We start from the raw sequence: 23,156 nt of genomic DNA, 5'->3' as shown, positions 1-23,156 counted from the left end.
TGGCAGTTCGCCACCAACCACCTCGGCCACTACGCCCTCACCACCGGCCTGCACGGCGCACTCGCCGCCGACGGCGCCGCGCGCGTCGTCACCGTCAGCTCCAGCGGGCACCAGCTGTCCCCGGTGGTGTGGGACGACGTCCACTTCGCCTTCCGTCCGTACGACCCCTGGCTCGCCTACGGCCAGTCGAAGACCGCGAACGTCCTCTTCTCCGTGGAGGCCGACCGCCGCTGGGCGGGCGACAACATCACGGCCAACGCCGTCATGCCCGGCGCGATCTTCACCAACCTCCGGCGCCACACCGAGGGCCGCGGCAGCGGCTCCGTCCCGCCCGAGCTCGTGAAGACGGTCGAGCAGGGCGCCGCCACCTCCGTCCTGCTCGCCGTCTCACCCCTCCTGGAGGGCGTCGGCGGCCGCTACTTCGCCGACTGCAACGAGGCCGAGGTCCTGGACCGCCGCGGCGCCCCGCTGCAGGGCGTCGCCCGCTACGCCCTCGACGCGGACAACGCCCGGCGGCTGTGGGACCTTTCGGAGCAGCTGCTCGCCGACGACCTCGCAGGGGCGGGTCAGCGGATGTAGTACGGCCGGTTGTGGGCGGCGACCGGTGCGGACTGGTAGGTCCACACGCCCGCCGCCGGCGCGTCGGCGACGAGGTGGGCGAGGTCGCGGGCGGGCTCCTCGGCCGGGTTGCCGACGTCGAGGCGGACGCGGTCGGCCGAGCGGTCGTCCAGGGCGAAGAAGCGGTACGGCTGGTAGACGTTGAGCGGCCCGGCGAGCAGCCGCCCCTCGTCGTCGGTGCCGTAGCCGGTGATCGGCGTGTTGTTGACCGGCTCGGACGCGAGGCCGGCCAAGTCCGCCTCCAGCGACAGCAATTCCTCCTCGTGACGCTGGAGCCCGCCGTCGTCGACGGTGGCCCGGCGGCAGGAGACGGACCAACGCTCGTTCACGGAGGGCGCGTTGAGGGAGGGCATCAACGTCTCGAACCAGCCCGCCCGCTTGGGCTCGGCGTAGAGGAGGCGCCCGGCGTCGATGGCGAGCGGGTTGTCGCACAGCACGTGCAGCCGGGCGATGCCGAGCAGCTTGGTCTGGTCGTAACCCCGGGCGTACTGCCCGTAGTTCAGCTCGGGCAGGCGCTCCTCGGCGAACTCCGGGTGGGCGACGAGGTTGATCTCCACCTCCTGGGTGATCCCGCCGCCGCCCGGGTACTGCGCGAAGTACAGCTGGTAGTTGAGCGACACGCAGGCCCGCCCGTCGAACAGCGCGGGCACGAGCCCGGGGTGGCGCTTGCGCAGCAGCTCGCGCGCCCGCTCGGGCCCGACCAGGTAATCGACGCCGATGTTGTGCAGGGCGCCGTAGTGGAAGGGGAGGTAGTACGGCTCCGGCACGGGCGGGAGCGGAAGGCCGGTCATGGCGTCTCCGGGTTCGATGCGGGGAGGAGGGGGGAGGACGGTCCGGCGCGTTCGGCGCCCACCGCGAGCGGGCGGCGCAGGTCCAGCAGGTCGAGGTGCATCCGCTCGGCACTGCGCAGCGCGAGCGCGGCCATGCTGAGCGTCGGGTTGGAGGTCCCGAGGGAGGGCATCGAGCCGCAGCCGACGGCGTACAGGTTGGGGTGGTCCCAGCTGCGCTGCCACTGGTCGACGACGGACGTGCCGGGTGCGTCGCCCATGACGTGGGTGCCGCCGGCGTGGCCCGCTCCCCGGTACCCGTACGCGACTCCCCCGTGCTCGACCCGGCCCGGCCAGCCCGGTCCGGCCGGGTAGGCGGTGTGGTCCTCGGCGCCGAGCAGCGCGAACAGCTGGTCGGACACGGCCCGGGCGGAGGCCATGCCGTCGCGGACGTACGCGGTGAGGTCGTAGCGGATCGCCGGGCGCGGCAGGCCGAGCGGGTCGCGCCGGTCGGGGTCGAGGGTGACGCGGTTGGCCGGGTCGGCGGGCTGCTCCAGCTCGAACTGGAGCGAGAACTGCCGGCCCAGGCGGTCGCCGAGGCGTTCGCGCAGCTCCTTGCCGCGCAGTCCCGCCGCCAGCGCGGCCCGGGCCTCGGACTGCGGGTCTCCCCCGGCCCAGGACCAGCCCCAGTTGCCGATCTCGATGCGGAACGGCGCCCGCCGCTCCCGTCCGGCGCCGAAGCGGAAGGCCTCGAACCCGCTGGTGGAGCCCGGCCCCCGGTAGGGCCCGACCGGGCCCGGCATCAGGCCCCAGGTGAGTAGGGCGGGGTGGTCCATGAGGTTGCGCCCGACCTGGTCGCTGCGGTTGGCGAGACCGGACAGGAGCAGCAGCCGGGCGTTCTCGATCGCGTGCGCGGCGAGGACGACGAGGCCGGCGTCCACGCGGTGCGCCTCGCCGCCGTGCGTCAGGTACTCCACGCCGGTGGCGCGGCCGGTCGCCGGGTCGGCGAGGACGCGGCTGACGACGGCCCCGGTGCGCAGCTCGACGCTCGCGGACCAGCGGGCCTGGGTGCGCCGCGGCGTGTACTTGGCACCGGTCGGGCAGGCCGGGACGCAGCTGGCGCTGCCGACGCAGAGCGGTCCGGTGGCGTCGCCGGGCCGGGTCGGCCGGCCGTTGCGGGCGTGCGGGGTCGCGGTGACGGCGAGGCGGGCGGGCACGGGCACGGCCGGGTCGCGGACGGTGCGGCCGTCGAGGTCGCGGGCGAGCCGGCGGTCGAGGTAGGAGGGCGGGATGGCGCGCATCGGGAACTCGTAGCCGTCGGGGAGGGGCAGTCCGACGGCGGTGCGCTGGTCGTCCGCGTCGGCCGCGACGCCGAGTTCGCGTTCGGCGTCGCGGTAGTGGGGCTCCAGGTCGTCGTAGCCGATCGGCCAGTTGCGGCCGTGCCCGAGGTCGGCGGTGCGGAAGTCCTCGGGGTGCATGCGCGGGGTGAGGCCCGTCCAGAGCAGCCCGGTGCCGCCGTTGGCGCGCAGGTAGCCGCTGGCGTAGGGCAGGGGGCCGTGCTGGACGAGGTGGCCGCCGGGCCCGGCGAGGTCGCCGACGTCGGGTGAGGGCGCGTCGGGGTTGTGCGGGTACGCCGAGGTGGGCGGGCCGCCGCCGGCGGCACGGTGGGCGGCGGCGGTCTCGGCCGCGCCGGGGACGGTGCGGCCGGCTTCGAGCACCAGCACGCGCCAGCCCTGCGCCCCCAGCCGCTGGGCGACCAGCGAGCCGGCGATGCCCGCCCCCACGACGACCGCGTCCCAGCGCGTGCTCACAGTTCCTCGCCTCCCCGGGGCGTGTCGCCCCAACTCCCGTGGCCCGGTGCGGCGGCGCCGGGCGGGTCGGCGTGGAACGTCCGCCACACCAGCGCCCCGTCGTGGGCCCGCGCGGACCCGGGCGACTCCCCCGGCCAGGCCCCGACGTACCAGAGGTGGACGAGCGCGTGCTCGTCCCGCACCCGGTGCGCCAGCACGGTCCGGTGGTGCTCGTGCGCCATCCCGGTGGCCCGCAGCTCCGGCTCGTCGAAGCCGGTCAGCCCGGCGCAGACGCGGAGGAACTCGTCGAAGTCGGCGAGCTCGTCCAGTTCCTCGAAGTCGTCGAGGTCGTCGAGGTCGTCGAGGCGGCCCTCGGTCCCGTCAAGGTCGTCGAAGTCGTTGTCCACGCTCAAGCGGGCACCCCCATGCAGTCACCGGCAGGTGGCCAGGCCATGACACCCGAACCCGCCCGCGATCATCCCGCCTGCGCCCGCCACCGAATCGTCGATATCCGAAACAGTCTGAAACTGGCCGAACTTGATCGCCGGTGGCCTGATCGAGCGTGACTCGTGGCCACGATGCGACCGGGTAGGCCATGCGGCCGCCACGAGGAAGTCCAGGAACGCCCAAGGAATCCCCAGGATTTCTTTACCGCCCGGTGACTCATCACCGCCGACCGCCGGCCGTACCGTTGTCGACGCTTGGTCAACTCCACCCCCTCACACAGGAGTAGCCATGTCCATAGCCCGTCGACGCACGTCTCGACGCGCCCTCGTCGCCTCCTCCGCCGCCCTGCTGACCGTCCTCGGCGGCGCGGCACCGGCCCTCGCCGCCACCGCCCCCGCCATCGTCCAGGCCCCGCTCGGCCACCACGGCGGCGGCGTGCTGCGCAGCACCAGCAGCAACTGGGCCGGGTACGCCGCGACCGGCGGCAAGTTCACCAGCGTCAGCGCCAGTTGGGTGCAGCCGTCGGTGTCCTGCTCGGGCTCCGACACCTGGTCCAGCTTCTGGGTCGGGATCGACGGGGACGGCAGCAACTCGGTCGAGCAGCTCGGCACCGAGGCGGACTGCTCGGGCGGATCGCCGGTGTACTCGTCCTGGTACGAGATGTACCCGGCGTACCCGGTGAACTTCTCCAACTCCGTGCGGCCCGGCGACCACTTCACCGCGAGCGTCACCACCAACGGCTCCGGGTCGTTCACGCTCACGCTCTCCGACACCACCCAGGGCTGGAAGCGCAGCGTCAACAAGACGCTGCGCAGCGCGGCCCTGGCCTCCGCCGAGGTCATCGCGGAGGCGCCGTCGAGCTCCACCGGCGTCCTGCCGCTCTCGAACTTCGGCACCGTCGGCTTCAGCGGGGCGACCGCCAACGGCCAGAGCCTGAGCGCCGCGGGCGCGTCGAGCATCACGATGGCCTCGGGCAGCACCACCAAGGCCACCACCTCCGGGCTCAGCGGGGGCAGTGCCTTCTCGGTGACGTGGAAGCACAGCTGACGTAGCGCCCGTCGTCCGGCGCGCCGCCACCACGGGCGGGGCGCCGGGCGATACGTCGGACGGGCGATGCCTGCGACGAGCCGGGCCCAGGACGAGCCGGGCCTCAGAGCAGTGGGCCGAGGACGGGCAGCACCGGCTTGCACGGCACGGGGACGGGATGCGCCGGGTCGAGCGCGTTGCGGACGTCGGCCAGCGCGACCGGGTCGTACGGGCCCTCCAGGTGGTCGGCGGCGTCGGCCACGCACTGGTCCTGCAGGGTCAGGTTCGTGACGTGCGGCCCGGCCGGCAGGTAGGAGTTGGTGTACGGGGTGACGACCTCGTCGAACCTCGACGCGATGACGGTGTACTCGACGCCCGGGAGGGTCGCGCCGCCCGCGTCGAGCGCGGCGATGAACGGGGAACCCGCCTCCTGCTCGACGCAGGCCGGACACGCGGTGTCGAGCACCGCGTTCGCCGGCTCCAGGATGTGCAACTCGGTCGCGAGCACACTGAGGCCGTCCAACGTGGTGCCCTCGTTGAGGGGGGTGATGCCGACGAGCTTGGCCACCTTCGCGGCGCCGCCGTCGTTCTTCAGGTAGTAGCGCGGCAGCACGCCGCCGCCCTGGGAGTGTCCGACGAGATCGGCCTTGGCCGCCCCGGTGGCGGCGAGGACCTGGTCGACGAACGCGGACAGTTGCCGGGCGGAGTCCTCGATCGGCCCGAGGCCCTGCATCGGCGCACCGGGGGCGCCGCCGTAGTCGAACGCGTAGACGCAGTACCCGGCGTTCGCGAGCAGCGGGGCCGCGCCGCGCCAGTTGTCGTTCATGTTCTCGGCCGTGCCGTGCACGAGGACGACCGGCTCCGGGTGCGCTGCGCCGGGCCGGCAGGACCAGTCGTTCGCGCCGGGCGGGGCGGCGTCGGGGGTGAGGAAGCCCGCCGGGAAGCCCAATGCGAAGTGGTACTCGACCGGGTACACCGGGGCGGCTGCGGCCGGGTGGACGGCGGTGGCCAGCAGGCCGCCCGCAGTGACCGCCGCGACCACGAGCGCCCGACCTCGATTCGCTCTCATGAGGTATTTCCTGCCGTCAGGAATTCTTTCTGCACTTACCGAAAACTATCACCCGCACAAGCATTACGCAGGTCAGAAGCCACCAGTAAGGCAGGCCGCACTCCCGCTGCGAGCAGAGAGTAATCAGTAGCCTCGTCAGATATTCATATGGCATGACGGCATTGCGACCCAGGAATTCCAGGCTTTCATTCCGGAATTCTCGCACCAAATTCCGTGACGCCCGGTACGGGAGTCCGGGCCCTGCGCCCGGACGTCACGAGACCACCCGCAGCCGCCCCGGAGTCGGCCGCGTCAGCCGGTCGACGTGCGCGGCGGTCTCCGCGTCGGCCGGGAGCAGCACGAGGAACTGCTGTGCGTCGGCCGTGAGGTCCAGGGTCTCGCGCACGAGCGGCGCTCGGCGTGCGGCTGACGGAGGACGAGACGGCCGCCCTGGAGCGGCCGTACACGCCCCGGCCGCCGACCGGGTTCCGATCAGCCCAGCTTGTCCGCCTCCCGGACCCGGTGGAGGTGGACGAGCACGTCGAAGGACTCGGCGATCCGCACGGTGCTGAGCGGCACGGGGTACCCGGTGCCGATGCTGCGCAGCGGTCGGGCGGTGTCCAGCCAGGCGCGGGCCGCGGGCGGGGCACTGCGGACGTCGAGGTAGAAGTCGCCGCCGCGGACCCGGTCGAGGGTCTCCTCGGTGGTGCCGGGCGCGGGCGGGCCCACCGTGAACTTCGTCCACTCGCGGTCGGGGAGCCCGGACGACGCTTGCGAATCCTGGGAGAGGAAGGAGCCCTGGCCGAAGGTCAACCCGACCGGGAGGTACCCGCCGCCGAGCGCCTCGCGCAGGAACCCGCCCTGCGCCTTCGGGTGCTGGTCGGGGTCGTCGGGGACGTACGCGACGTGGCCGTTGTGCGCCGACACGAGCATGCGGTGGCCGGTCTGCCGGTGCCACCAGACGACGTTGTCGGCCATCACCCGGTCGCGGTGGAGCATCGCGGCGCGCAGCGCGCCTTCGTCCTGGAGGTCGACCCCGAGGAACACCGCGGTCTGCGCGATGGAGCGGGCGTGCTGCACGGCCCACTCGAACTCCTCACCGATCTGACCATGTTGACTTTCCATCAGTTTAAAAGCCGCTTCGGCGTTGCCCGCGAGGCGCTGCCGCTCGGCGAGCGGGCGGCGCAGGTAGGCGAAGCTGTCGTCGAGGGGGCGCAGGCCGGTGTACAGCTCGGTGAAGCGCGGCAGCAGCTCCGGGTGCCGGCGCCGGACGTAGCCCGTCACCCGTTCGAAGAAGGCGTCCCCGACGCGCGGGGCGCCGATGTCGTCGCCCATGAAGTGGACGCGGCGGCGGGGGTTGCGCCGGTTGTGGTCCCGCATCCACTCGACGAGGTGCAGGAACTCCTCACGCTCCCACGGCGATCCGCCCAGCGCGGCCCGCACGACCCGGCGCGCGTCGCCGGGTCCGCCCTGGACGAACTCGTCGACGAGCAGCCCGGCCGGCCAGCTCATCTCCAGGGCGAAGGCACCGAAGCCCTTCTCCTCCACGAGGTACCGGAAGACGCGCTCCTTCATCGCGAAGAACTCGTGCGACCCGTGCGTCGCCTCCCCCAGGCCGACGACCCGGGCGTCCCCCACCATCGCCCCGAACGCCCGGAGGTCGGACGGGTCCGCCCCCGGCACCGTGGAGCGCAGCGGCCGCGAGGCGCGTAACAGCGCGGCCCGGACCGGCTCCTGCTCCTCCCCCGCACGCGCGGCCGTGGCCGTGGCCGGCACCGCCAGCGCCCCCGCCCCGGCCGCTGCCGCCGCCCGCAGCAACGAACGCCGCCCGATCAGCCCACCCATGCACGATCACCCATCCCCGACTCGGCTTCCTGCTCCTGCCGTTGATGATCGCCCACGATCCGTCCGCGACACCCTGGGGCTGGCCTCCGACCTCGCCTGGGGATAACCCCCTCCCACGCGATGACGGACCTCGTCATATCCGTGTCCGTGCCGCTGCACCCGGGCCCGGTCACGCTGGAAGGGTGAGCAGTTCCCCCGAGCTCTTCCCCGAGCTCTTCCCCGAGCTCTTCGCCCGGGCCGGGCGCCGGACCGGGGACGACACCGCCCCTCCCCGGAAGGCACCCCATGCGCATCGCCATCCCGATCTTCGACGGCTTCACCGCACTCGACGCCGTCGGCCCGTACGAGGTCCTCCGCATGCTCCCGGAAGCCGACGTCGTCTTCACCGCCGCCGGCGTCTCGTCGGGCATCGACATGGCCCTGCGCCTCGCCGAACTGACCGCCGGCCGCACCGCCGCCGAGGCCTTCCAACTCGCCATCGAGTACGACCCCCAACCCCCGTTCGACGCCGGCTCCTACGCCAAGGCCCCCCAGGCGGCCAAGGACTACCTGGCCGTCCGCTCGTCGTCCGCGACGAACAGGCGGTGACAGCGGGCCCCTTCAGCCCCCGACCGCCTCCGGTACGGGTGAGCCCTTCGCCGAGCGCGGGGCGGTCAGCGGGCCGGCGGCGAAGACGGCCAGGCCGGCGAGGACCGCCAGGCAGGCACAGGCGGGCCAGAGCAGACCCGGGGCGGACTGGTAGAGGGCGCCGCCGAGCGGGGGTGCGAGGACGGTGCCACTGGTGGAGGCCCCGGCGTAGAGGCTCTGGAAGCGGCCCTGGTACTCGGGCGGTGCGCTGTCCGCGACGAAGGCCGTCGCCGGGGTCTTGTAGAGGATCTCGCCCGCGGTGACCACGACCATCATCACCACCGTGGTGACGACCGACGCGCCCGCGACCAGCGCCGCGAACCCCGCGCCGACCAGCAGCAGGCCGGTGCCGATGATGCGCAGCGGCGCCCGGTCGCGCAGCGCCATGGTGACGACCACCTCCAGCGCGAGGATCAGGCCGCCGTTGATCGCCAGCACGGCGCCGTACACGCCGGTGCCGATGCCGTGGTCGGCGAGGAACACCGGCAGGACCGAGTACTGCTGCCGGTAGACGGTGTCCACGACGACGATCGCGGGCAGCAGCACCAGCACCGCGGGCCGCTCCCGCAGCGTCGCCCACAGGCCGCCGCGGGTGACGGTCCGGCCGCTGCGCGGCCCGTCGGCGGTCAGCACCTTGGCGGCGTACGCGGCGAACAGCAGCGACCCGAGCCCGTCGATGCGGAACAGCCACGCGTACGACCAGTGGGTCGCGATGAACGCGCCGAGCACCGGGCCGATGGTGAAGCCCGCGTTGCCCGCGAAGCGCATCACCGCGAAGCCCTGCCGCCGGTCGCCGGGCGGCACGGCCACCGCGACGAGCGCCGAGTTGGAGGCGCGCACGGTGCCGGCGGCGTACTGGAAGACGGGCAGCACCAGGAGCAGCACGGACGTCGGCAGCACCGGCAGGGCGAGCAGTCCGGCGCCGGAGACGGCGGACCCGGTGAGCAGCGTCCGGCGGTGGCCGAAGCGGTCCCCGAACCAGCCACCGGTGAAGTTGCCCGCCACCAGGCCGAGGCCGCCGGCGCCGGCGATGGTGCCGGCGGCGGCCGTGCTCAGCCCGCGCGGGCCGGTCAGGTAGACGAAGAGGTAGACGAAGGTGAAGGACACCACCATGTTGGCGAAGCCGCCGGCCGCCAGCAGCCAGACGGTCCTCGGCAGCGCCCGCAGCGCGCCCCTGTTCCCCGTGCCGTCCCCGGTCCCGTTCCGCTCGGCCACCCGGCCACCCCCGTAGTCAGTTCCTTTTCGGAACGGACTATGTCAGGCTGACGGGGCTAAGGTCAACGCTGGTGATCACCCCCGGAAGGAGGCCACGATGGTCCGGCGCGGCGGCCCGGCGGACGACAACTGCGCGATCGCCCAGGCCCTCGACGTGGTCGGGGACACCTGGACCCTGCTGATAGTCCGCGACACGGCCCGCGGGCTGCACCGCTTCGAGCAGCTCCAGCAGGAGCTCGGCCTCTCCCGCAAGGTGCTCGCCGAACGCCTGCGCCTGCTCGTCGACTCCGGCGTGCTCGCCCGCGAGCAGTACCAGGACCGCCCGCCGCGCCACGAGTACCGCCTCACCCCGCGCGGGCGCGCCCTGCTGCCCGTCCTGGTCGCCCTCCAGGACTGGGGCGACAGCTGGGTCCTGGGCGACGGCACCCCCACGGCCACCGCAACCGAGCACTCCCGGGAGGCGGAACGCGTCCACGCGCTGCGCGGCACCCGGATCCCCGACCTGCTGCTCCCGGGCGCGGACGGCCGGGCGCACGATCCCGTCGCCCCGGACGCCACCACCGTCCTGTACTGCTTCCCCGGCGCCTTCGTCCGCGCCGAGTCCTACCCGCCCGGCTGGTCGACGGTACCGGGCGCGTCCGGCTGCACCCTGGAGTCACGCACCTACCGCGACCACCTCGCCGACTTCACCGCCGCCGGCGCGGCGGTGCGCGGCATCTCCACCCAACGCCCGGACGAGCAGCGCGCGTTCGCCGAAGCCGAGGGCCTGGCCTTCCCCCTCCTCTCCGACCTCGCCCTCGACCTCACCGGTGCCCTCCGCCTCCCCACCCTCCGCGCCGCCGGCACCACCCGTCTGAAGCGCCTCACCCTGGTCGTCGACCGGACCCGCACCGTCCGCGAGGTCCTCTACCCGGTCACCGATGTCGCGGGGAGCGTGACGGCGGCCCTGGCCGCGGCCCGCGCGCTCGGGTAGGCGGGCCGGGTTACTCCCCCGGGCGTGCCGTCGCCCGCAGGGCGTCGACGGCCAGGCGGGCCGTGGTGCCGATGGCGGCGTCGGCGGCGGGGAGGGTGATGGCGGTGGCGGCGGCGCGGGTGAAGACCGCGAGGGCGTAGCGGCCGCCGTCGGGGTACTCGACGACGCCGACCTCGTGGCGCAGGGTCGGGAGGGTGCCGGTCTTGCCGTGGACGCGGACGTCGTCGAAGGGGAAGCCGGCGGCGAGGCGGTGCGGCCAGACCTGGAGGCCGAGGAGGCGGCGCAGGGCGGCGCCGTGGTCGCCGGGGCAGGCGTCGCCGTGCCAGAGGGCTGCGAGCAGGGCGGTCATGTCGCGCGGGGTGCTGTGGTTGGTGAAGGCGGGGTCGAGGACCCGGAGCCGGGCGACCACCGCCGGGTCGACCGGGGAGTCGGGGCCGGTGTCCTCCACGAGGGCGGCGGTCATGCCGCCGAGCGTGTGGACGGCCACCGTCCGGGTGAGGCCCAGGTCGGCCATGGTGCGGTTGACGGTGTCCAGGCCGACCTCGGCCCACAGCACGTCGGCGGCGGCGTTGTCGCTGACGGCGGCGGTCAGGTAGGCGAGGTCGCGCAGGGAGAGGCGGGCGGCGTCGAGCATGGCCGCGAGGCCCGTCCGTCCCGGGGTGCGGCCGGCGGCGGGGACGTCCACCTGGCGGGTGAGGTCGATCCGGCCTTCCGCGGCCTCGCGGAACAGCGTGACCAGGAGGCAGAGCTTGTGGACGCTCGCGGTGCTGACCGCGGTGTCGGCGCCCACGGCGATCTCGGCGCCGGTGTCGAGGTCGCGCGCGTGCAGCAGGCCGCTGACGCCGGCGTCGGCGAAGGCGGCGGCGATGCGGGCGCGCGCGGCACGGGCGCCGGCGGGGCGGTCGTCGGCCCTGCGGTCACCGGCGGGGCGGTCGGCTCTCGTACGGTCGCTGGGTACGCGGTCGCTGGTCACAGCGTGAACTCCATTGCGGGCCGGGGGTGGAGCGGACGGTTGGGCGGCTGGGGCAGGAGGCCGCCGGGTCCGGTCAGCGCCGCGTGGGCGGCCTCGGCGAACAGCCGGACGGCGGGCCCGCCGCGCCCGGCCGGCCAGGCCGTGGAGGTGCGCCAGGCCAGTGGGGTGCCGGTCAGCGGACGCCAGACTGTACCCGCCGGCGGCGCGGTGCGCGGCGCCAGGGCGACGGCGCTGCCGGTGAGCACGAGCGCGCCGGCGACGTCCGGTCCCGGCGGGTCGACGACGGCCTCCGGGGTGCAGCCGTGCCGGGACAGGGTGGTGAGCACCTCGTCGTACAGCGCCGGGGCCGTGGCCCGGGGGAAGAGCACCAGACGCCGGCCGGTCAGTTCGGCCACCGCCAGCTCGGGGCGGTCGGCGTACGGGCTCCCGGCGGCGAGCAGGACGCCGAGCGGCTGGTGCAGGACCGGCCCGAAGGCCAGTCCGTCGGCCGGGCAGGGGTGACGGACGACGGCGACGTCCACCGTGTGCTGGGCGAGTTCGCGCACGACGGCCGCGACCGGCAGTTCCCGCAGTTCGAGCCGGGTGCCCGGGGACGCGCCCTCGAAACCGGTGAGCAGCGCGGCCAGGGCGGCCGACCCGAGCTCGGGCGGCACGGCCGCGCGCAGGGTGCCCGCCCGGCCACTGCGCAGGTCGGCGGCGACGGCGAGCAGACGGGCGGAGCCCTCCAGCACCTCCTCCGCCTCCGCGAGCAGCAGCCGGCCCGCCGGGGTGAGGTCGACCCCGCGCGGACCGCGGTCGAACAGGGTCACGCCGAGTTCGCGTTCGAGGCGCTGGATCCGCTGGGAGAGCGAGGGCTGGGCGATCCGCAGGCGCTCGGCGGCGCGGCCGAAGTGCCGCTCCTCGGCGACGGCGCGGAAGTGGCGGAGGTGCCCCAGAAGGTCCATGGGCAGCAATCATAGGCAATTTCGTATCGATCCCTTCACCATCATGGTCTTGGACTGGAGACCTGACGGGCTGATTGGCTGAGGGCGACGGCCCGCCGCCCCACCCGCACTGGAGACCACCCATGCCACCGACGATCCGACGCCTCCCCCGCACCGCCCTGCCCGCCGTGGCCCTGCTCGCGGTCGCCCTGCTGAGCGGGTGCGGCCACAGCGGCACGAGCGCAGCGAGCGGCACGAGCGGCACGAGCGGCAGCGCGTACGCCGCAGCCCCGACGGCCGCCGCCACAGCCACCGCCGCGGCCACAACCGACGAGTCCTTCAAGGGACTTGAGCAGCAGTTCGGCGCCCGCCTCGGCGTCTACGCGCTGGACACCGGCAGCGGCCGGGAGGTCTCCTACCGCGCCGACGAGCGGTTCGCGTTCGCGTCCACGATCAAGTCGCTCGCCGCCGGGGCCCTGCTGCGCAAGGCCTCCGACGAGCAGTTGGACAAGGTGGTCGCGTACCGCCAGGAGGACGTGCTGGCGTGGGCGCCGATCACGTCGCAGCACGTCGCCACCGGCATGAAGGTACGGGACCTGGCCGCCGCCGCCATCCAGTACAGCGACAACACCGCGGCGAACCTCGTCACCGCCGAACTCGGCGGCCCGGCGGCCGTCCAGCAGTCCCTGCGCGAGCTCGGCGACACGACCACCAGCGTCGACCGCACCGAGCCCACCCTCAACGAGGCCACCCCCGGCGACACCCGCGACACCAGCACGCCCCGCGCCTTCGCCGCCGACCTGCGCCGCTACGCACTCGGCGACACCCTCACCGAGGACCGGCGCCGGCTCCTGACCGACTGGCTGGCCGGCAACACGACCGGCGCGCCGTACATCCGCGCGGGCGTGCCCTCCGACTGGAAGATCGGCGACAAGACCGGCAACGGTGGCTACGGCACCCGCAACGACGTCGCCCTCGCATGGCCGGCCGGCGGTCGCAGCCCGATCGTCATCGTCGTCCTCTCCGACCGCGGCAAGGCCGGCGCCACCTCCGACGACGCCCTGATCGCCCGGGCGACGAAGGCGGTCGTCGGCACGCTCGGCTGACCCGCCCCCGATTCACCGACCAGAGGAGACCGTTGACGATGCCCCTGTCCCGCCGCCGCCTGCTGGCCGCCTCGGCGACAAGCGCCGCCGTACTCGGCACCGCCACGCCCCCCGCTGAAGCCCGGCCGTCCGACCGCCGACGCCGCCGCCCCGGACCACCCGGTTCCTCGGGGGTCACCCTGCGCTGGCTGGGCAACAACGGCTGGGAGATCACCTTCGGCGACCCGGCCGCCCCCACGACGATCCTGATCGATCCGTGGATCACCCGCTTCCGCACCGGCACCTACACCCCGCAGGGCGCCGACCCCGCCACCCCGCTCAGCGTCGACACCGCCGCCATCGACCGCCTCGGACTGCGCGCCGACCAGATCCTGGTGACCCACGGCCACTACGACCACCTGCCCGACGTCCCACACCTCGCCGCCCGCACGGGCGCCACCGTGCTCGGCACCGAGAGCCACGCCAACCTGCTGACCGCGCTCGGCGCGCCGCAGGACCAGCTGTCGGTGGTGCGCGGCGGCGAGTACCTGCAGTTCGACGGCTACACGATCCGGGTCGTCGACTCCCTGCACTCGATGACCGGCCCGCGCTCGAAGGTGCCCTTCCCCGGCACCCGGCCCGGTTCGCCGCCGCCCCGCCCGCGCGTGATCTCCGACCTGGTCGAGGGCGGCACCCTCGCCTACCTGATCACCGTCGGCGACGACCGGCTGCGCATCCTCGACAGCGGCGGAGCCAACTACGACGCCCGCCACCTCACCGGCCTCGCCCCGGACGTCCTGCTGATGCAGCCCGGCGGGGGCTCCGTCCCGGACTACGTGCCGCGCTTGCTCGACGTCCTCGACCACCCGCCGTACGTCATACCGACGCACTGGGACGACTTCGACCACCCCCTGACCGAACCCGCCGTGGACTGGGGCGGCCTCGACGCCCTCGAAGCCGCCGTCCACCGGGCCAGCCCGGAGGCCCGGTTCGTCCGCCTCGACCACCTGGAGTCGTTCACCCCCTGAGTACCCGCGGTCGTCGATGAGCACTCGTCGACGACCGCGCCAACGCCATCACCGCGCCATCACCGCCGATCGACCGTCATCGAGTACACCGAGTGCTGCCTGCCGACCCGCTTCACCATCGGGTACGACTACGCGCCGTGAGGTCCGGGGAGGAGCGGGAAGTCGGACCTGCCGACTTCCCACTCCTCGCTCGCCTACGAGGTCGCCTGCGAAGTCGCCTACAGGGCGGCCAGGTTGGCGGTCAGGTCGTCCAGGCCCAGGGAGCCCTGGGAGAGGGCGTGCATGTGCCAGGTGCGGAGGTCGAAGGCGGGGCCCCGGCGGTGGCGGGCGGCCTCGCGGCCTTCCAGCCAGGCGCGTTCGCCGAGTTTGTAGCCGATGGCCTGGCCGGGCCAGCCCAGGTAGCGGTCGATCTCGCTGGTGCGGCGCGGGGCCTCGCTGCCGTGGTGGGCGGCCATGAACGCGTCGGCCAGTTCCGGGGTCCAGCGTTCCCCCGGGCTGAAGCCCGAGTCGGTGGGGATCGCCAGCCGGAGGTGCATGCCGATGTCGACGATCACCCGGATGATGCGGAGCATCTGCTTGTCGAGGTAGCCGAGGCGGCGCGCGGGGTCGGTGAGGAAGCCGAGTTCGTCCATCAGCCGCTCCGCGTAGAGCGCCCAGCCCTCCTTGTTGGCGCTGACGGCGCCGAGGGTGATCTGGTAGGTGCTCAGGCGGTCGGCGGAGGCGGTCCAGCGGGCCGTCTGGAGGTGGTGGCCGGGGACGCCCTCGTGGTACCAGGTGCTGACGATCTCCCAGGTGGGGAAGGTCCGTTGGCCGAGGGTGGGCAGGTAGGTGCGGCCGGGGCGGGTGAAGTCGAGGCTCGGGCCCGTGTAGTAGGGCGCGCCGGAGCTGCCCGGGGGCGCGATCCTGGCCTCGACGCGCCGCATCGGTCCCGGGATGTCGAAGTGGGTGCCGTCGAGCGCGTCGATCGCCTCGTCGATGATCTGCTGGAGCCAGGCGCGGATGTTCTCCTCGCCCTCGATCGCGTGGCCGTGTTCGTTGAGGTGGTCCATGGTGGCGCGGACGCCCGCGCCGGGGAGGACGCGCTCGGATTCGGCCCGCATCTCGGCGGCCGTCCGGTGGAACTCCTCCCACGCCCACGCGTACGCCTCGGCCGGGTCGAGGTCGGCGCCGTTGGCCCAGCGGGCGGAACGCTGGTAGCGCTCGGGGCCGACGGCGTCCGGGGTGCCGTCGGCGGCGGGCAGGTAGGTGGTGCGGAGCCAGTCGCGGAAGACGTCGACGGCGGCGGTCGCCCGCTCGGCGGCGGTGTCGAGTTCGGCCCGCAGCCCGGCGGGGCCGTCCGCGACGAAGCCGGCGAACCAGCCCGCCCCGCCGTCGGACCGGCCGGTCCAGGCGTCGAGCTGGCCGATGACGGCGCGCGCCTGGCGGGGCGCGCACAGCAGGCCGCGGGTGATGCCCTCGGTGAGGGTGGCGCGGTAACCGTCCAGCGTGCCGAGCAGGTTGCGCAGGCGGCCGGCGACGGCGGCCCAGTGCTCGTCGGTGTCGGTGGGCATCAGGGTGAAGACGCCCCGCACGCGGTGGAGGGGGGAGTTGACGTTGCGCAGTTGGAGGAAGCCGTCGCCGGCGTCGTGCACGGCGAGTTCGGCGGTCAGGCGCTCGCGCAGGAGGCGGGCGCAGTCCCGGTCGGCAGGCTCCTGCGCGCCCGTCTCCTTCTCTGCGGCCTCCTTCTCGGCGGCGTCGAGCACGGCGAGCGTCCGCCGCGAGAGTTCGGCGAGCGCTTCGTGGCCCTCCGGGGAGAGGTCCGGCAGGCGGTCGTCCTCGGGGTGGAGGCCCAATCGGGTGGCGGTGGACGGGTCGAGGGCCGCGACCTGCGCGACGTGGTCGTCGGCGATCCGGCGAGGGGAGTGCGACGTCTCGGGCATCGCCCCATGCTCGCGCACGGGCCACGGCGCTGTCATCGGCGCACTCGGTCGAAGACGGCGGAACACGGCGGAACACGGCGGAGGACGGCGAAACGCTGCGGGAGACGGCGGACGACGCCCCCGGCCGTCTCAGTCGATGAGCGCCTCGGGGTCGTCGGTGGTGTGCATGGCCGCCTCCTCGGCGCTCGCGGCGCCGCCGGAGATGCCCACGTCCTCGGCGATCATGTCGCTGCGCGAGCCGGAGGAGGCGATCAGCCGGCCGGAGCGGACCTCGCCCGCCTCGGTGTCGATCGGCTCGCCGTCCATGCCGTAGGCGTCGCCGATGCCGTCCCAGTCGGGCGCGGCGACGTCCGGCAGCTCCTCCGCCAGGCGCTGCGCCAGGCTCTCGCGGGTGTGCTGCTCCGCCGCCGTGACGCCGTGGCGTTCCACGGCGAGCGGGCGCTCGGGGGGCGCGTAGCCTTCGTCGAGCGCCGATTCGAGGCCGCGGTCGATCAGGGTGTCCTCCGGCTCCAGGGGGCCGACGTCGTCCTGCACCTCCGAGCCGTCGGGCTGGTACACCTGGTCGCCCATCAACGCTTCGTCCGACATCAGGTCCTCCTTCACGGACCACCGACCACCGCGCCGAGCCGTCACCGCCCGTCCGTCGTCACTCCCCCCAGAGTCCCACGCGGCGGCCGGACCCGCAGGGAACGGCGGCCCAGGCGGTGGCAGGCTGGAACCAGGACACCCCAGGACACCCAAGGAACACGTCCCCGAGCCGCACCCGGAGCCGCCCGCATGACCGGCCGCCGCGACGACCTGCACGCCCGGCTCCTGCTCGCCTCCGCCCGTTGGGCCGACCGGGCCGAACGCTGCGCCGCCTGGACGCGCCGGGGTGTGGAGCGGTGCCGCGCGTGGGCCAGGGAGGGCGCGCGGCGGCCGGGTGAGATGGCGCCGCCGTCGTGGTTCGCCATCGCGCTCCCCTTCGGGACCGGGTGGTACCGCGTCGTCGGAGGCCTGGCCCGGACGTGGTGCCGGGTCGCGCGCCGCTGCTGCTGGATCCTGGACCGGGCGCTCGGCAGGCGGTCCGACTGACGCGCTTTTCAGGGGGTGGGTCCCGCGCGGCCGCGCCCGGGTAAGGTGGTGGGTCGTGGCCAGTCGTAAAACGTCGATCATGGAAGCAGCCGCGCGGGTGATCGCGCGGCGCGGGGTGCGCGGACTGCGCGTGGAGGAGCTCGCCGCGGAGGCGGGGGTGTCCACGGCGCTGATCTACTACCACTTCAAGGACCGCACCGGGATCCTGCGCCAGACCCTGGAGTTCATCAACGACCGGGCCGAGCGCTACACGACCGAACGGGCCGCGGACGCGCCGCCGCTGACGCCGCGCGAGGAGCTGGAGCAGACGCTGCTGCTGGAGCTCCAGGACTCCGTCGAGGTGCGCGAGAACAGCACCGCGTGGGGCGAGCTGCGGGCGAGCGCGGTGTTCGACGAGACGCTCCGCGAGGACCTGGCGCGGGCCACCCGGATCTGGGTGCAGGAGATCGCCGAACTGCTGGGCACCGTGCGGCCGATGTCGTCGGCGGTGGCGCTGGCCGGCGCCGCCGAGCGGCTGACCGCGCTGCTGGAGGGCCTGAGCGTGCGCTGGCTCAGCGGGAGCCTCCCGCTGGCGCACGCCCGCACGCTCATGGTCGACGCGATCGACGCCGAGGTGGCCCGGCTCGGTTCCTGAGGTCCTGACCGCGCCGAGGGCCCGGCGACGGGGCCCGCCGTCGCACTGCGTGCACCACCGTGTCCCTTTGCGTCAGGATTTGCCCAAAGATTTGACTGATTTTTCAGTCAGTGCGAGCCTGAACCCGCAGGCAGGGGTGCTGCCGCCGGCCGCTCCGCGGTGCGCCGGTGCGTTGCGGCGCGAAGAGTGGACCCGGCGGCCCCCGCCCCCTCCCTCGGCACCGTCGCGCGATCTGGAGACCCTCATGAGCCACTACCGTGATGACCGTTCCACCGGGACCTTCCCCTGGGTGCCCGCGGACGACGTGCCGCACGCGCGGACCTGGATGTCCTGGCCGTCCCGCCGGGGCGTGTGGGGCCTGCGCCTGGGCGGGGTGCAGGACGACATCGCGCTGATCGCCCGCACGATCGCCGAGTTCGAGCCCGTGGTCATGTGCGCCCCCGACGACTACACGGCCGGCAAGGCCCGCGCGAAGTGCGGCCCCGCCGTCGAGGTGACCACCGCCATCCCCACCGACGACCTGTGGATGCGCGACATCGCCCCGGTGTTCCGCCGGGACGGCTACGGCGGCCTGGACGCCGTCGTGCTCAACTTCAACGGCTGGGGCAACAAGCAGATCCACGACGACGACGCCCTCGCCGCCGAACGCATCGCCGTGCGCCGCGGCCTGCGCCACACCTACGCGGACTTCGTCGGCGAGGGCGGCGCCGTGGAGACGGACGGCGACGGCACCGTGATGGCGACCGAGAGCAGCCTGGTCAACAAGAACCGCAACCGCGGCATGAGCCGGGACGAGATCGAGGACGCCGTCCTGGACGCCTACGGCGCGGACACGATGATCTGGCTGCCGGGGATCAAGGGCAAGGACATCACCGACGACCACGTCGACGTCACCTCGCGCTTCGTGCGCCCCGGCGTCGTCATGGTGCAGCTGCCGCCCGCGGACCGTAACGACGCCTGGGCCAAGGACGCGCGCGAGCAGTTCGCGATCCTCTCCTCGGCCACCGACGCCCGGGGCCGCCGCCTCCAGGTGATCCCCGTGCACGGACCGGACACCGTCCGCTCGCGCAGCTCGAACTTCGTCGACTCCTACCTCAACTTCCACGTCGTCAACGGCGGCGTCATCACCGCCCAGTTCGGGGACGCCTACAAGGACGCCGCCGCGCGCGAGGCGCTGGCCGCGGCGTTCCCCGGCCGCGAGGTGGTGCAGATCGACGTCGACCGCCTGATGACCGGCGGCGGCGGCATCCACTGCTCGACCATGCACGAGCCCCTGCCGTAGCCCTCCGCCCCAGCCCCGCTCGACCGCCCGTACGGAAGAACCGACCCCAGCCGGAGATCACGCATGCCCACCGACCTGTCCCGCCGCATCCTCCTGCGCTCCCTCGCCGGTGCGGGCGTCCTCGCCCTCGGCCTGACCGCCTGTTCGGACCTCGACGACCCCGACGGCACCGGTGGCTCCGGTGGCTCCGGTGGCACCGGCGGCGGCGCCAACCCCGGGGACGGCTCCTCCCCCACGCAGCAGCCGGGCGGCGGCACCGGCGCCCGCCGCTTCGGCGCCGAGTGGGACAAGCACGTCCGCACGGTGATGTCCTGGCCCGCGTCCGAGAACGTGTGGGGCGACCAGCTCCCGGACGTCCGCCGGGACGTCGCCGGTCTCGCCCAGGCGATCGCGGCCCGCGAGCCGGTCGTCCTGATGGCCCGCCCCGAGCAGAAGGACGCCGCGCAGAAGGCCTGCGGCCCGGCCGTCGAGGTCGTGCCGATCCCCGTCGACGACCTGTGGGCCCGCGACACCCTGCCGGTGTTCGTCGAGGAGGGCGGCAAGGTCAAGGGCGTCGACTTCAACTTCAACGGCTGGGGCGGCAAGCAGCAGCGCGGCAACGACTCCAAGGTCGCCCGCACCGTCCTCGCCAAGTACGGCGTCGAGCGGATCGAGACCCGCCTGGTGGCCGAGGGCGGCTCGTTCGAGACCGACGGGCAGGGCACGCTGCTCGTCACCGAGAGCTCGGTCGTCAACGACAACCGCAACCCGGGCATGAGCCGCGACCAGGTCGAGGCGGAGCTCAAGAAGGTCCTCGGCGTGACGAAGGTGATCTGGCTGGCCGGCGTCAAGGGCAAGGACATCACCGACGCCCACGTCGACTGCCTGGCCCGGTTCGTCGCCCCGGGCGTGGTCCTGCTCGACCAGGCCTTCCCCGGCAGCCCGCCGGACGTGTGGTCCCGCTCGGCCGACCAGGCGCGCACGGTCCTCGCCCAGGCGACCGACGCGACCGGGAAGAAGCTCACCGTCGTGGAGCTCCAGCAGCCCGACCCGGACAAGATCACCGGGCGCGGCGACGCCTTCGTCTCCTCGTACATGAACTTCTACGTCGGCTCGAAGGGCGTCTACCTGCCCAGGTTCGGCGACGGCCGGGCCGACGACCGCGCCCAGCAGATCATGAAGCAGTACTTCCCCGGCCGCGAGATCGTCCCCGTGAAGATCGACGCGATCGCCGCGGGCGGCGGCGGCATCCACTGCGCCACGCACGACATCCCCGCCGTCGGCTGACCCGACCGGTGTCCTCCCCCACCGATCGGCGTCCGCGGGCCGGCGCCGCGCACACGTCCTCTCACACGTACGCGCACACGTCCGCGCACACGTCCGCGCGCGCGGACGTCGTCCCCGCCGTCCGGCAGGCCCTGGCCGGCGTTCCGGCGGGATCGCTGACCGTCCGGCTGCCCGAGCGGCTGCCGCCGGTCGCCGTCGCCCGGGGCCCGCTGGACGACCTGCTGACGGCGCTGGTGCGGACGGCTCTCGGCCGCACGCCGCCGGGGGCCCGCGTACTGGTGCGGGCGGACGCCGTCCCCGGCCGGGGCGGCTCGGACGCGGTCCGCGTGACGGTGGCGGACCGGGGGCCGACAGTGGCCGGCGAGGCGAAGCACCGGCTGGTCTCGCGGCTGCCGCCGGCCTGCGGCGGCCGGCTCACCTGCGAGGACAACCCCGCCGGCGGCCTGGTCCTCGTCCTCACCCTGCCGGCGGCCCGCCGGTGACGCCGTCGGCGTGCACAGCGCCCGGGCCCGCCCTCACGTCCCGGGGGCGGGCTCGGTGCTCCCGGCCTCCGCGCGCTTGCGGTGCTCGACCCGGGTGCCCGCGACGACGGTGACGGTCAGGCTCGCCGCGATGATCCCCTCGGCCCAGAAGAAGGCGACGTAGTCGATGAGCGAGCCGATCGGCGGGGAGCCGGGGGCGGCGTTGCGCATGCCGATCAGGGCGAAGAGCGTCGCCGCCATCCAGCCGAGCGACGGCCAGACCAGGCCCTGCCCGCCGCGGTAGAGCACCTCGGCCCCGGCCATGACGGCCAGGGCGAGGGCCCACATCGCGGCGATCATGAACCAGGCGAGGATGAAGGTGCTGCGCGCCCGGCTGACCCGGCCCGCCAGCTCGGCCGCCCCGGCGCCGAACGGGGTGCTGGTGGGGCGGACGAAGAAGAACGGGTCGGCGTCCACGAACACGACGCCGACGGGCACGGCGCCGGTGCCGTCCGAGGCCGAGAAGGCCAGCGAGAAGTGGTACCGGTCGAACGGGTAGTCGCTCTCCGTGCCGTCGTACAGGTTGGCCTGCACGGGCTGGGGCGGCGCCTCCTCGCCGGGGGTGGCCCGCAGGTCGGTCCTGGTGGTGGAGCGGACGGTGATGTCGATCTGGCGGCTGAAGACGGACGACTCCGGTCCTTGCGCGAGGCCGCCGTGCGGGACGGGCGAGACGTAGAGGGTGAGTTGGCCGGTGCCCGGGTCGATGTCCTGGGAGGTGACGTCGAGTTCGACCCAGTCGCCCGCGGTGGGCAGGGCGAGTTCGTGGGTCTGCTGACGGGTGTTGCGCTCGTTGAGGTAGAGGGCGATGCCGACCGAGCACAGGACGGCGAGGATCAGCAGGACGACGGCGAAGCGGTTGCCGCGCAGCCGGGCCGGGAGCCTCACGACGGGGAGGCGCCGGTGATGGCGGGCTGCTGCTGGGTGGCGCAGTGGATGCCCCCGCCGCCGCCCGCGATGTGGTTGATGGAGATCTGGGTGACCTTGCGCCCCGGGTGGAGCTCGCCGATGATCCGGGCCGCGTTGTCGTCGGCGCTCTGGTCGCCGAAGCGCGGCACGATCACGCCGCCGTTGCACACGTAGTAGTTGATGTAGGTGGCGAGGAAGTTCTTGCCCGCGCCCTGGATCAGGTCGAAGTTGGGCTCGGGGAGTTCGACCACCTTCAGGCTCCGTCCCTTGGCGTCGGTCGAGGACTTGAGCACCTGAAGGGCCTGGTCGGAGGCCGTGCTCCAGATGTCCGGCGGGGTGTCGGCGGCCGGGCGGTGCAGGACGACGGTGCCGGGCTCGGCGAAGCGGGCGAGGGCGTCGACGTGGCAGTCGGTGATGTCCTGGCCCGCGACGCCCTTGAACCACAGCACCTTCTGCACGCCGAGCAGGTCCTTGAAGCTCGCCTCGATCTGGTCGCGGCTCTTGCCGGGGTTGCGGTTGTCGTTGACCCACGAGCTCTCGGTGGCCATCAGGGTGCCCTCGCCGTCCACCTCGATGGCGCCGCCCTCCCCCGTGATCGGGGCCTGGACGCGGGTGATGCCGTAGTGGGCGAGGAGGTTGCGGGCGACTTGGCCGTCGTTGGCGTGCGTCTGCTTGTTCCCCCAGCCGTTGAAGTCGAAGTCGACCCCCGCCAGGCCCTGCGGGCCGGTGACGAAGGTCGGGCCGGTGTCCCGCGCCCACAGGTCGTCGACCATCAGCTCGATCACCTCGACCGAGGAGCCGCACGCCTGCCGGGCCTGGTCGGCCTGGTCGGGGCGGGCCATCAGCACCACCGGCTCGAAGCCCGCGATGGCCCGGGCCAGCCCGGCAATGTCCTGGCGGACGCCCGGGAGCTGGTCGCCCCACACCTCCTCCAGGGCCGGCCAGGCCATGAACGTGCGGGTGTGCGGGCCCGACTCGGCGGGCATCGCCCAGCTGCCCGACGCCGCCGGACCGCTCGCCGGACCGGAGGCCGGGGCGCCCGACGGGCCGCCGGACGGCGCCGGGCCGGACGGTTCGTCCCCGCCGCCGGAGGAGCAGGCGTCGGTGAGGGCCAGTGCGGCGAGCGCCGCCCCCGAGCGCAGGAGCGAGCGACGGGACGGCCGGGGGTGAGCCATGGGGCCTCGTTCGG

The 23,156-nt window shown here is 74.0% G+C and carries 23 protein-coding genes and 1 pseudogene; 11 read left to right on the top strand and 13 right to left on the bottom strand.

Annotated features, from left to right (window positions below):
- Window positions 1–579: pseudogene (locus ACFXDE_RS08960) on the top strand (oxidoreductase); the annotation flags it as partial.
- Here ACFXDE_RS08960 and ACFXDE_RS08955 read toward each other — a convergent pair.
- The 3 genes from ACFXDE_RS08955 to ACFXDE_RS08945 are packed head-to-tail and all read right to left on the bottom strand — an operon-like array spanning window position 567 to window position 3,588.
- Window positions 567–1,409 carry a hypothetical protein gene (locus tag ACFXDE_RS08955; RefSeq protein WP_380437052.1) on the bottom strand — a complete coding sequence of 281 codons (843 nt, stop codon included), beginning with the start codon at window positions 1,407–1,409 and terminating at the stop codon, window positions 567–569. The pseudogene ACFXDE_RS08960 and the gene ACFXDE_RS08955 overlap by 13 nt on opposite strands.
- Window positions 1,406–3,196, bottom strand: a complete 1,791-nt coding sequence (locus ACFXDE_RS08950) for a GMC family oxidoreductase (RefSeq protein WP_380492310.1) — start codon at window positions 3,194–3,196, stop codon at window positions 1,406–1,408. Before ACFXDE_RS08950 ends, ACFXDE_RS08955 begins: the two co-directional genes overlap by 4 nt.
- Window positions 3,193–3,588 carry a hypothetical protein gene (locus ACFXDE_RS08945; RefSeq protein WP_380437056.1) on the bottom strand — a complete coding sequence of 132 codons (396 nt, stop codon included), beginning with the start codon at window positions 3,586–3,588 and terminating at the stop codon, window positions 3,193–3,195. The genes ACFXDE_RS08950 and ACFXDE_RS08945 overlap by 4 nt, the downstream gene beginning before the upstream one ends.
- A 322-nt stretch (window positions 3,589–3,910) precedes the next feature.
- Here ACFXDE_RS08945 and ACFXDE_RS08940 point away from each other — a divergent pair, with 322 nt between their 5' ends.
- Window positions 3,911–4,669, top strand: coding sequence for a G1 family glutamic endopeptidase (locus tag ACFXDE_RS08940; RefSeq protein WP_380492307.1), 759 nt, complete (start codon window positions 3,911–3,913; stop codon window positions 4,667–4,669).
- Window positions 4,670–4,772: 103 nt separating this feature from the next.
- Here ACFXDE_RS08940 and ACFXDE_RS08935 read toward each other — a convergent pair whose 3' ends face one another.
- The 3 genes from ACFXDE_RS08935 to ACFXDE_RS08925 form a co-directional block, all read right to left on the bottom strand.
- Window positions 4,773–5,717: a lipase family alpha/beta hydrolase gene (locus ACFXDE_RS08935; protein WP_380492305.1), complete on the bottom strand. Its 945-nt coding sequence runs from the start codon at window positions 5,715–5,717 to the stop codon at window positions 4,773–4,775.
- A gap of 253 nt (window positions 5,718–5,970) precedes the next feature.
- The gene (locus ACFXDE_RS08930; RefSeq protein WP_380492303.1) at window positions 5,971–6,102 is read right to left on the bottom strand and encodes a hypothetical protein; all 132 of its coding nucleotides are present in this window, start codon (window positions 6,100–6,102) and stop codon (window positions 5,971–5,973) included.
- Window positions 6,103–6,188: 86 nt separating this feature from the next.
- On the bottom strand, window positions 6,189–7,541 hold the full coding sequence (locus ACFXDE_RS08925; RefSeq protein ID WP_380492300.1) for an erythromycin esterase family protein: 1,353 nt from the start codon (window positions 7,539–7,541) through the stop codon (window positions 6,189–6,191).
- A 285-nt stretch (window positions 7,542–7,826) separates the two neighbouring features.
- Here ACFXDE_RS08925 and ACFXDE_RS08920 point away from each other — a divergent pair, with 285 nt between their 5' ends.
- Window positions 7,827–8,129: a hypothetical protein gene (locus ACFXDE_RS08920; protein ID WP_380492297.1), complete on the top strand. Its 303-nt coding sequence runs from the start codon at window positions 7,827–7,829 to the stop codon at window positions 8,127–8,129.
- Window positions 8,130–8,141: 12 nt separating this feature from the next.
- Here the strand turns inward: ACFXDE_RS08920 and ACFXDE_RS08915 are convergent, their stop codons facing one another.
- Window positions 8,142–9,281, bottom strand: a complete 1,140-nt coding sequence (locus ACFXDE_RS08915) for an MFS transporter (RefSeq protein ID WP_380492444.1) — start codon at window positions 9,279–9,281, stop codon at window positions 8,142–8,144.
- A 199-nt stretch (window positions 9,282–9,480) separates the two neighbouring features.
- Between ACFXDE_RS08915 and ACFXDE_RS08910 the strand changes: the two genes are divergently transcribed.
- The gene (locus ACFXDE_RS08910) at window positions 9,481–10,356 is read left to right on the top strand and encodes a winged helix-turn-helix transcriptional regulator (RefSeq protein WP_380492295.1); all 876 of its coding nucleotides are present in this window, start codon (window positions 9,481–9,483) and stop codon (window positions 10,354–10,356) included.
- Between the two features lie 10 nt (window positions 10,357–10,366).
- On the opposite strand, the gene ACFXDE_RS08905 is transcribed toward ACFXDE_RS08910, so the two are convergent.
- Window positions 10,367–11,224, bottom strand: a complete 858-nt coding sequence (locus ACFXDE_RS08905) for a serine hydrolase (protein WP_380492442.1) — start codon at window positions 11,222–11,224, stop codon at window positions 10,367–10,369.
- A 101-nt stretch (window positions 11,225–11,325) separates the two neighbouring features.
- Entirely contained in the window at window positions 11,326–12,273 is a 948-nt protein-coding gene (locus ACFXDE_RS08900; protein ID WP_380492292.1) for a LysR family transcriptional regulator, read from the bottom strand.
- 122 nt (window positions 12,274–12,395) lie between these two features.
- Between ACFXDE_RS08900 and bla the strand changes: the two genes are divergently transcribed.
- Window positions 12,396–13,358, top strand: coding sequence for a class A beta-lactamase (gene bla, locus ACFXDE_RS08895; protein ID WP_380492290.1), 963 nt, complete (start codon window positions 12,396–12,398; stop codon window positions 13,356–13,358).
- Between the two features lie 38 nt (window positions 13,359–13,396).
- Complete coding sequence (locus tag ACFXDE_RS08890; protein ID WP_380492287.1) at window positions 13,397–14,365, top strand: MBL fold metallo-hydrolase; 969 nt, start codon at window positions 13,397–13,399, stop codon at window positions 14,363–14,365.
- Between the two features lie 218 nt (window positions 14,366–14,583).
- Here ACFXDE_RS08890 and ACFXDE_RS08885 read toward each other — a convergent pair whose 3' ends face one another.
- The gene (locus tag ACFXDE_RS08885) at window positions 14,584–16,284 is read right to left on the bottom strand and encodes a DUF885 domain-containing protein (RefSeq protein WP_380492285.1); all 1,701 of its coding nucleotides are present in this window, start codon (window positions 16,282–16,284) and stop codon (window positions 14,584–14,586) included.
- 129 nt (window positions 16,285–16,413) lie between these two features.
- Window positions 16,414–16,872 (bottom strand): DUF5709 domain-containing protein, encoded by a 459-nt coding sequence (locus tag ACFXDE_RS08880; RefSeq protein ID WP_380437083.1) that lies wholly within the window; start codon window positions 16,870–16,872, stop codon window positions 16,414–16,416.
- Window positions 16,873–17,061: 189 nt separating this feature from the next.
- On the opposite strand from ACFXDE_RS08880, the gene ACFXDE_RS08875 reads away from it, so the two are divergent.
- The 5 genes from ACFXDE_RS08875 (at window position 17,062) to ACFXDE_RS08855 (ending at window position 21,022) form a co-directional block, all read left to right on the top strand.
- The gene (locus ACFXDE_RS08875) at window positions 17,062–17,358 is read left to right on the top strand and encodes a hypothetical protein (RefSeq protein WP_380492282.1); all 297 of its coding nucleotides are present in this window, start codon (window positions 17,062–17,064) and stop codon (window positions 17,356–17,358) included.
- 79 nt (window positions 17,359–17,437) lie between these two features.
- Window positions 17,438–17,992, top strand: a complete 555-nt coding sequence (locus tag ACFXDE_RS08870) for a TetR/AcrR family transcriptional regulator (protein ID WP_380437087.1) — start codon at window positions 17,438–17,440, stop codon at window positions 17,990–17,992.
- 244 nt (window positions 17,993–18,236) lie between these two features.
- Entirely contained in the window at window positions 18,237–19,274 is a 1,038-nt protein-coding gene (locus tag ACFXDE_RS08865) for an agmatine/peptidylarginine deiminase (RefSeq protein WP_380492279.1), read from the top strand.
- A gap of 63 nt (window positions 19,275–19,337) precedes the next feature.
- Window positions 19,338–20,540, top strand: a complete 1,203-nt coding sequence (locus ACFXDE_RS08860) for an agmatine/peptidylarginine deiminase (RefSeq protein ID WP_380492277.1) — start codon at window positions 19,338–19,340, stop codon at window positions 20,538–20,540.
- A gap of 8 nt (window positions 20,541–20,548) precedes the next feature.
- Entirely contained in the window at window positions 20,549–21,022 is a 474-nt protein-coding gene (locus tag ACFXDE_RS08855; RefSeq protein WP_380492276.1) for a hypothetical protein, read from the top strand.
- A gap of 33 nt (window positions 21,023–21,055) precedes the next feature.
- Here ACFXDE_RS08855 and ACFXDE_RS08850 read toward each other — a convergent pair whose 3' ends face one another.
- Both ACFXDE_RS08850 and ACFXDE_RS08845 read right to left on the bottom strand, forming a co-directional pair.
- The gene (locus ACFXDE_RS08850; RefSeq protein WP_380492273.1) at window positions 21,056–21,946 is read right to left on the bottom strand and encodes a DUF4436 family protein; all 891 of its coding nucleotides are present in this window, start codon (window positions 21,944–21,946) and stop codon (window positions 21,056–21,058) included.
- Entirely contained in the window at window positions 21,943–23,142 is a 1,200-nt protein-coding gene (locus ACFXDE_RS08845; RefSeq protein ID WP_380492271.1) for an agmatine deiminase family protein, read from the bottom strand. Before ACFXDE_RS08845 ends, ACFXDE_RS08850 begins: the two co-directional genes overlap by 4 nt.
- Window positions 23,143–23,156 lie beyond the last annotated feature (14 nt).

The organism is Kitasatospora sp. NPDC059408 (assembly GCF_042751525.1).
Taxonomy (GTDB): Bacteria; Actinomycetota; Actinomycetes; order Streptomycetales; family Streptomycetaceae; genus Kitasatospora.
This window is presented reverse-complemented; position numbering and strand designations above follow the sequence as displayed.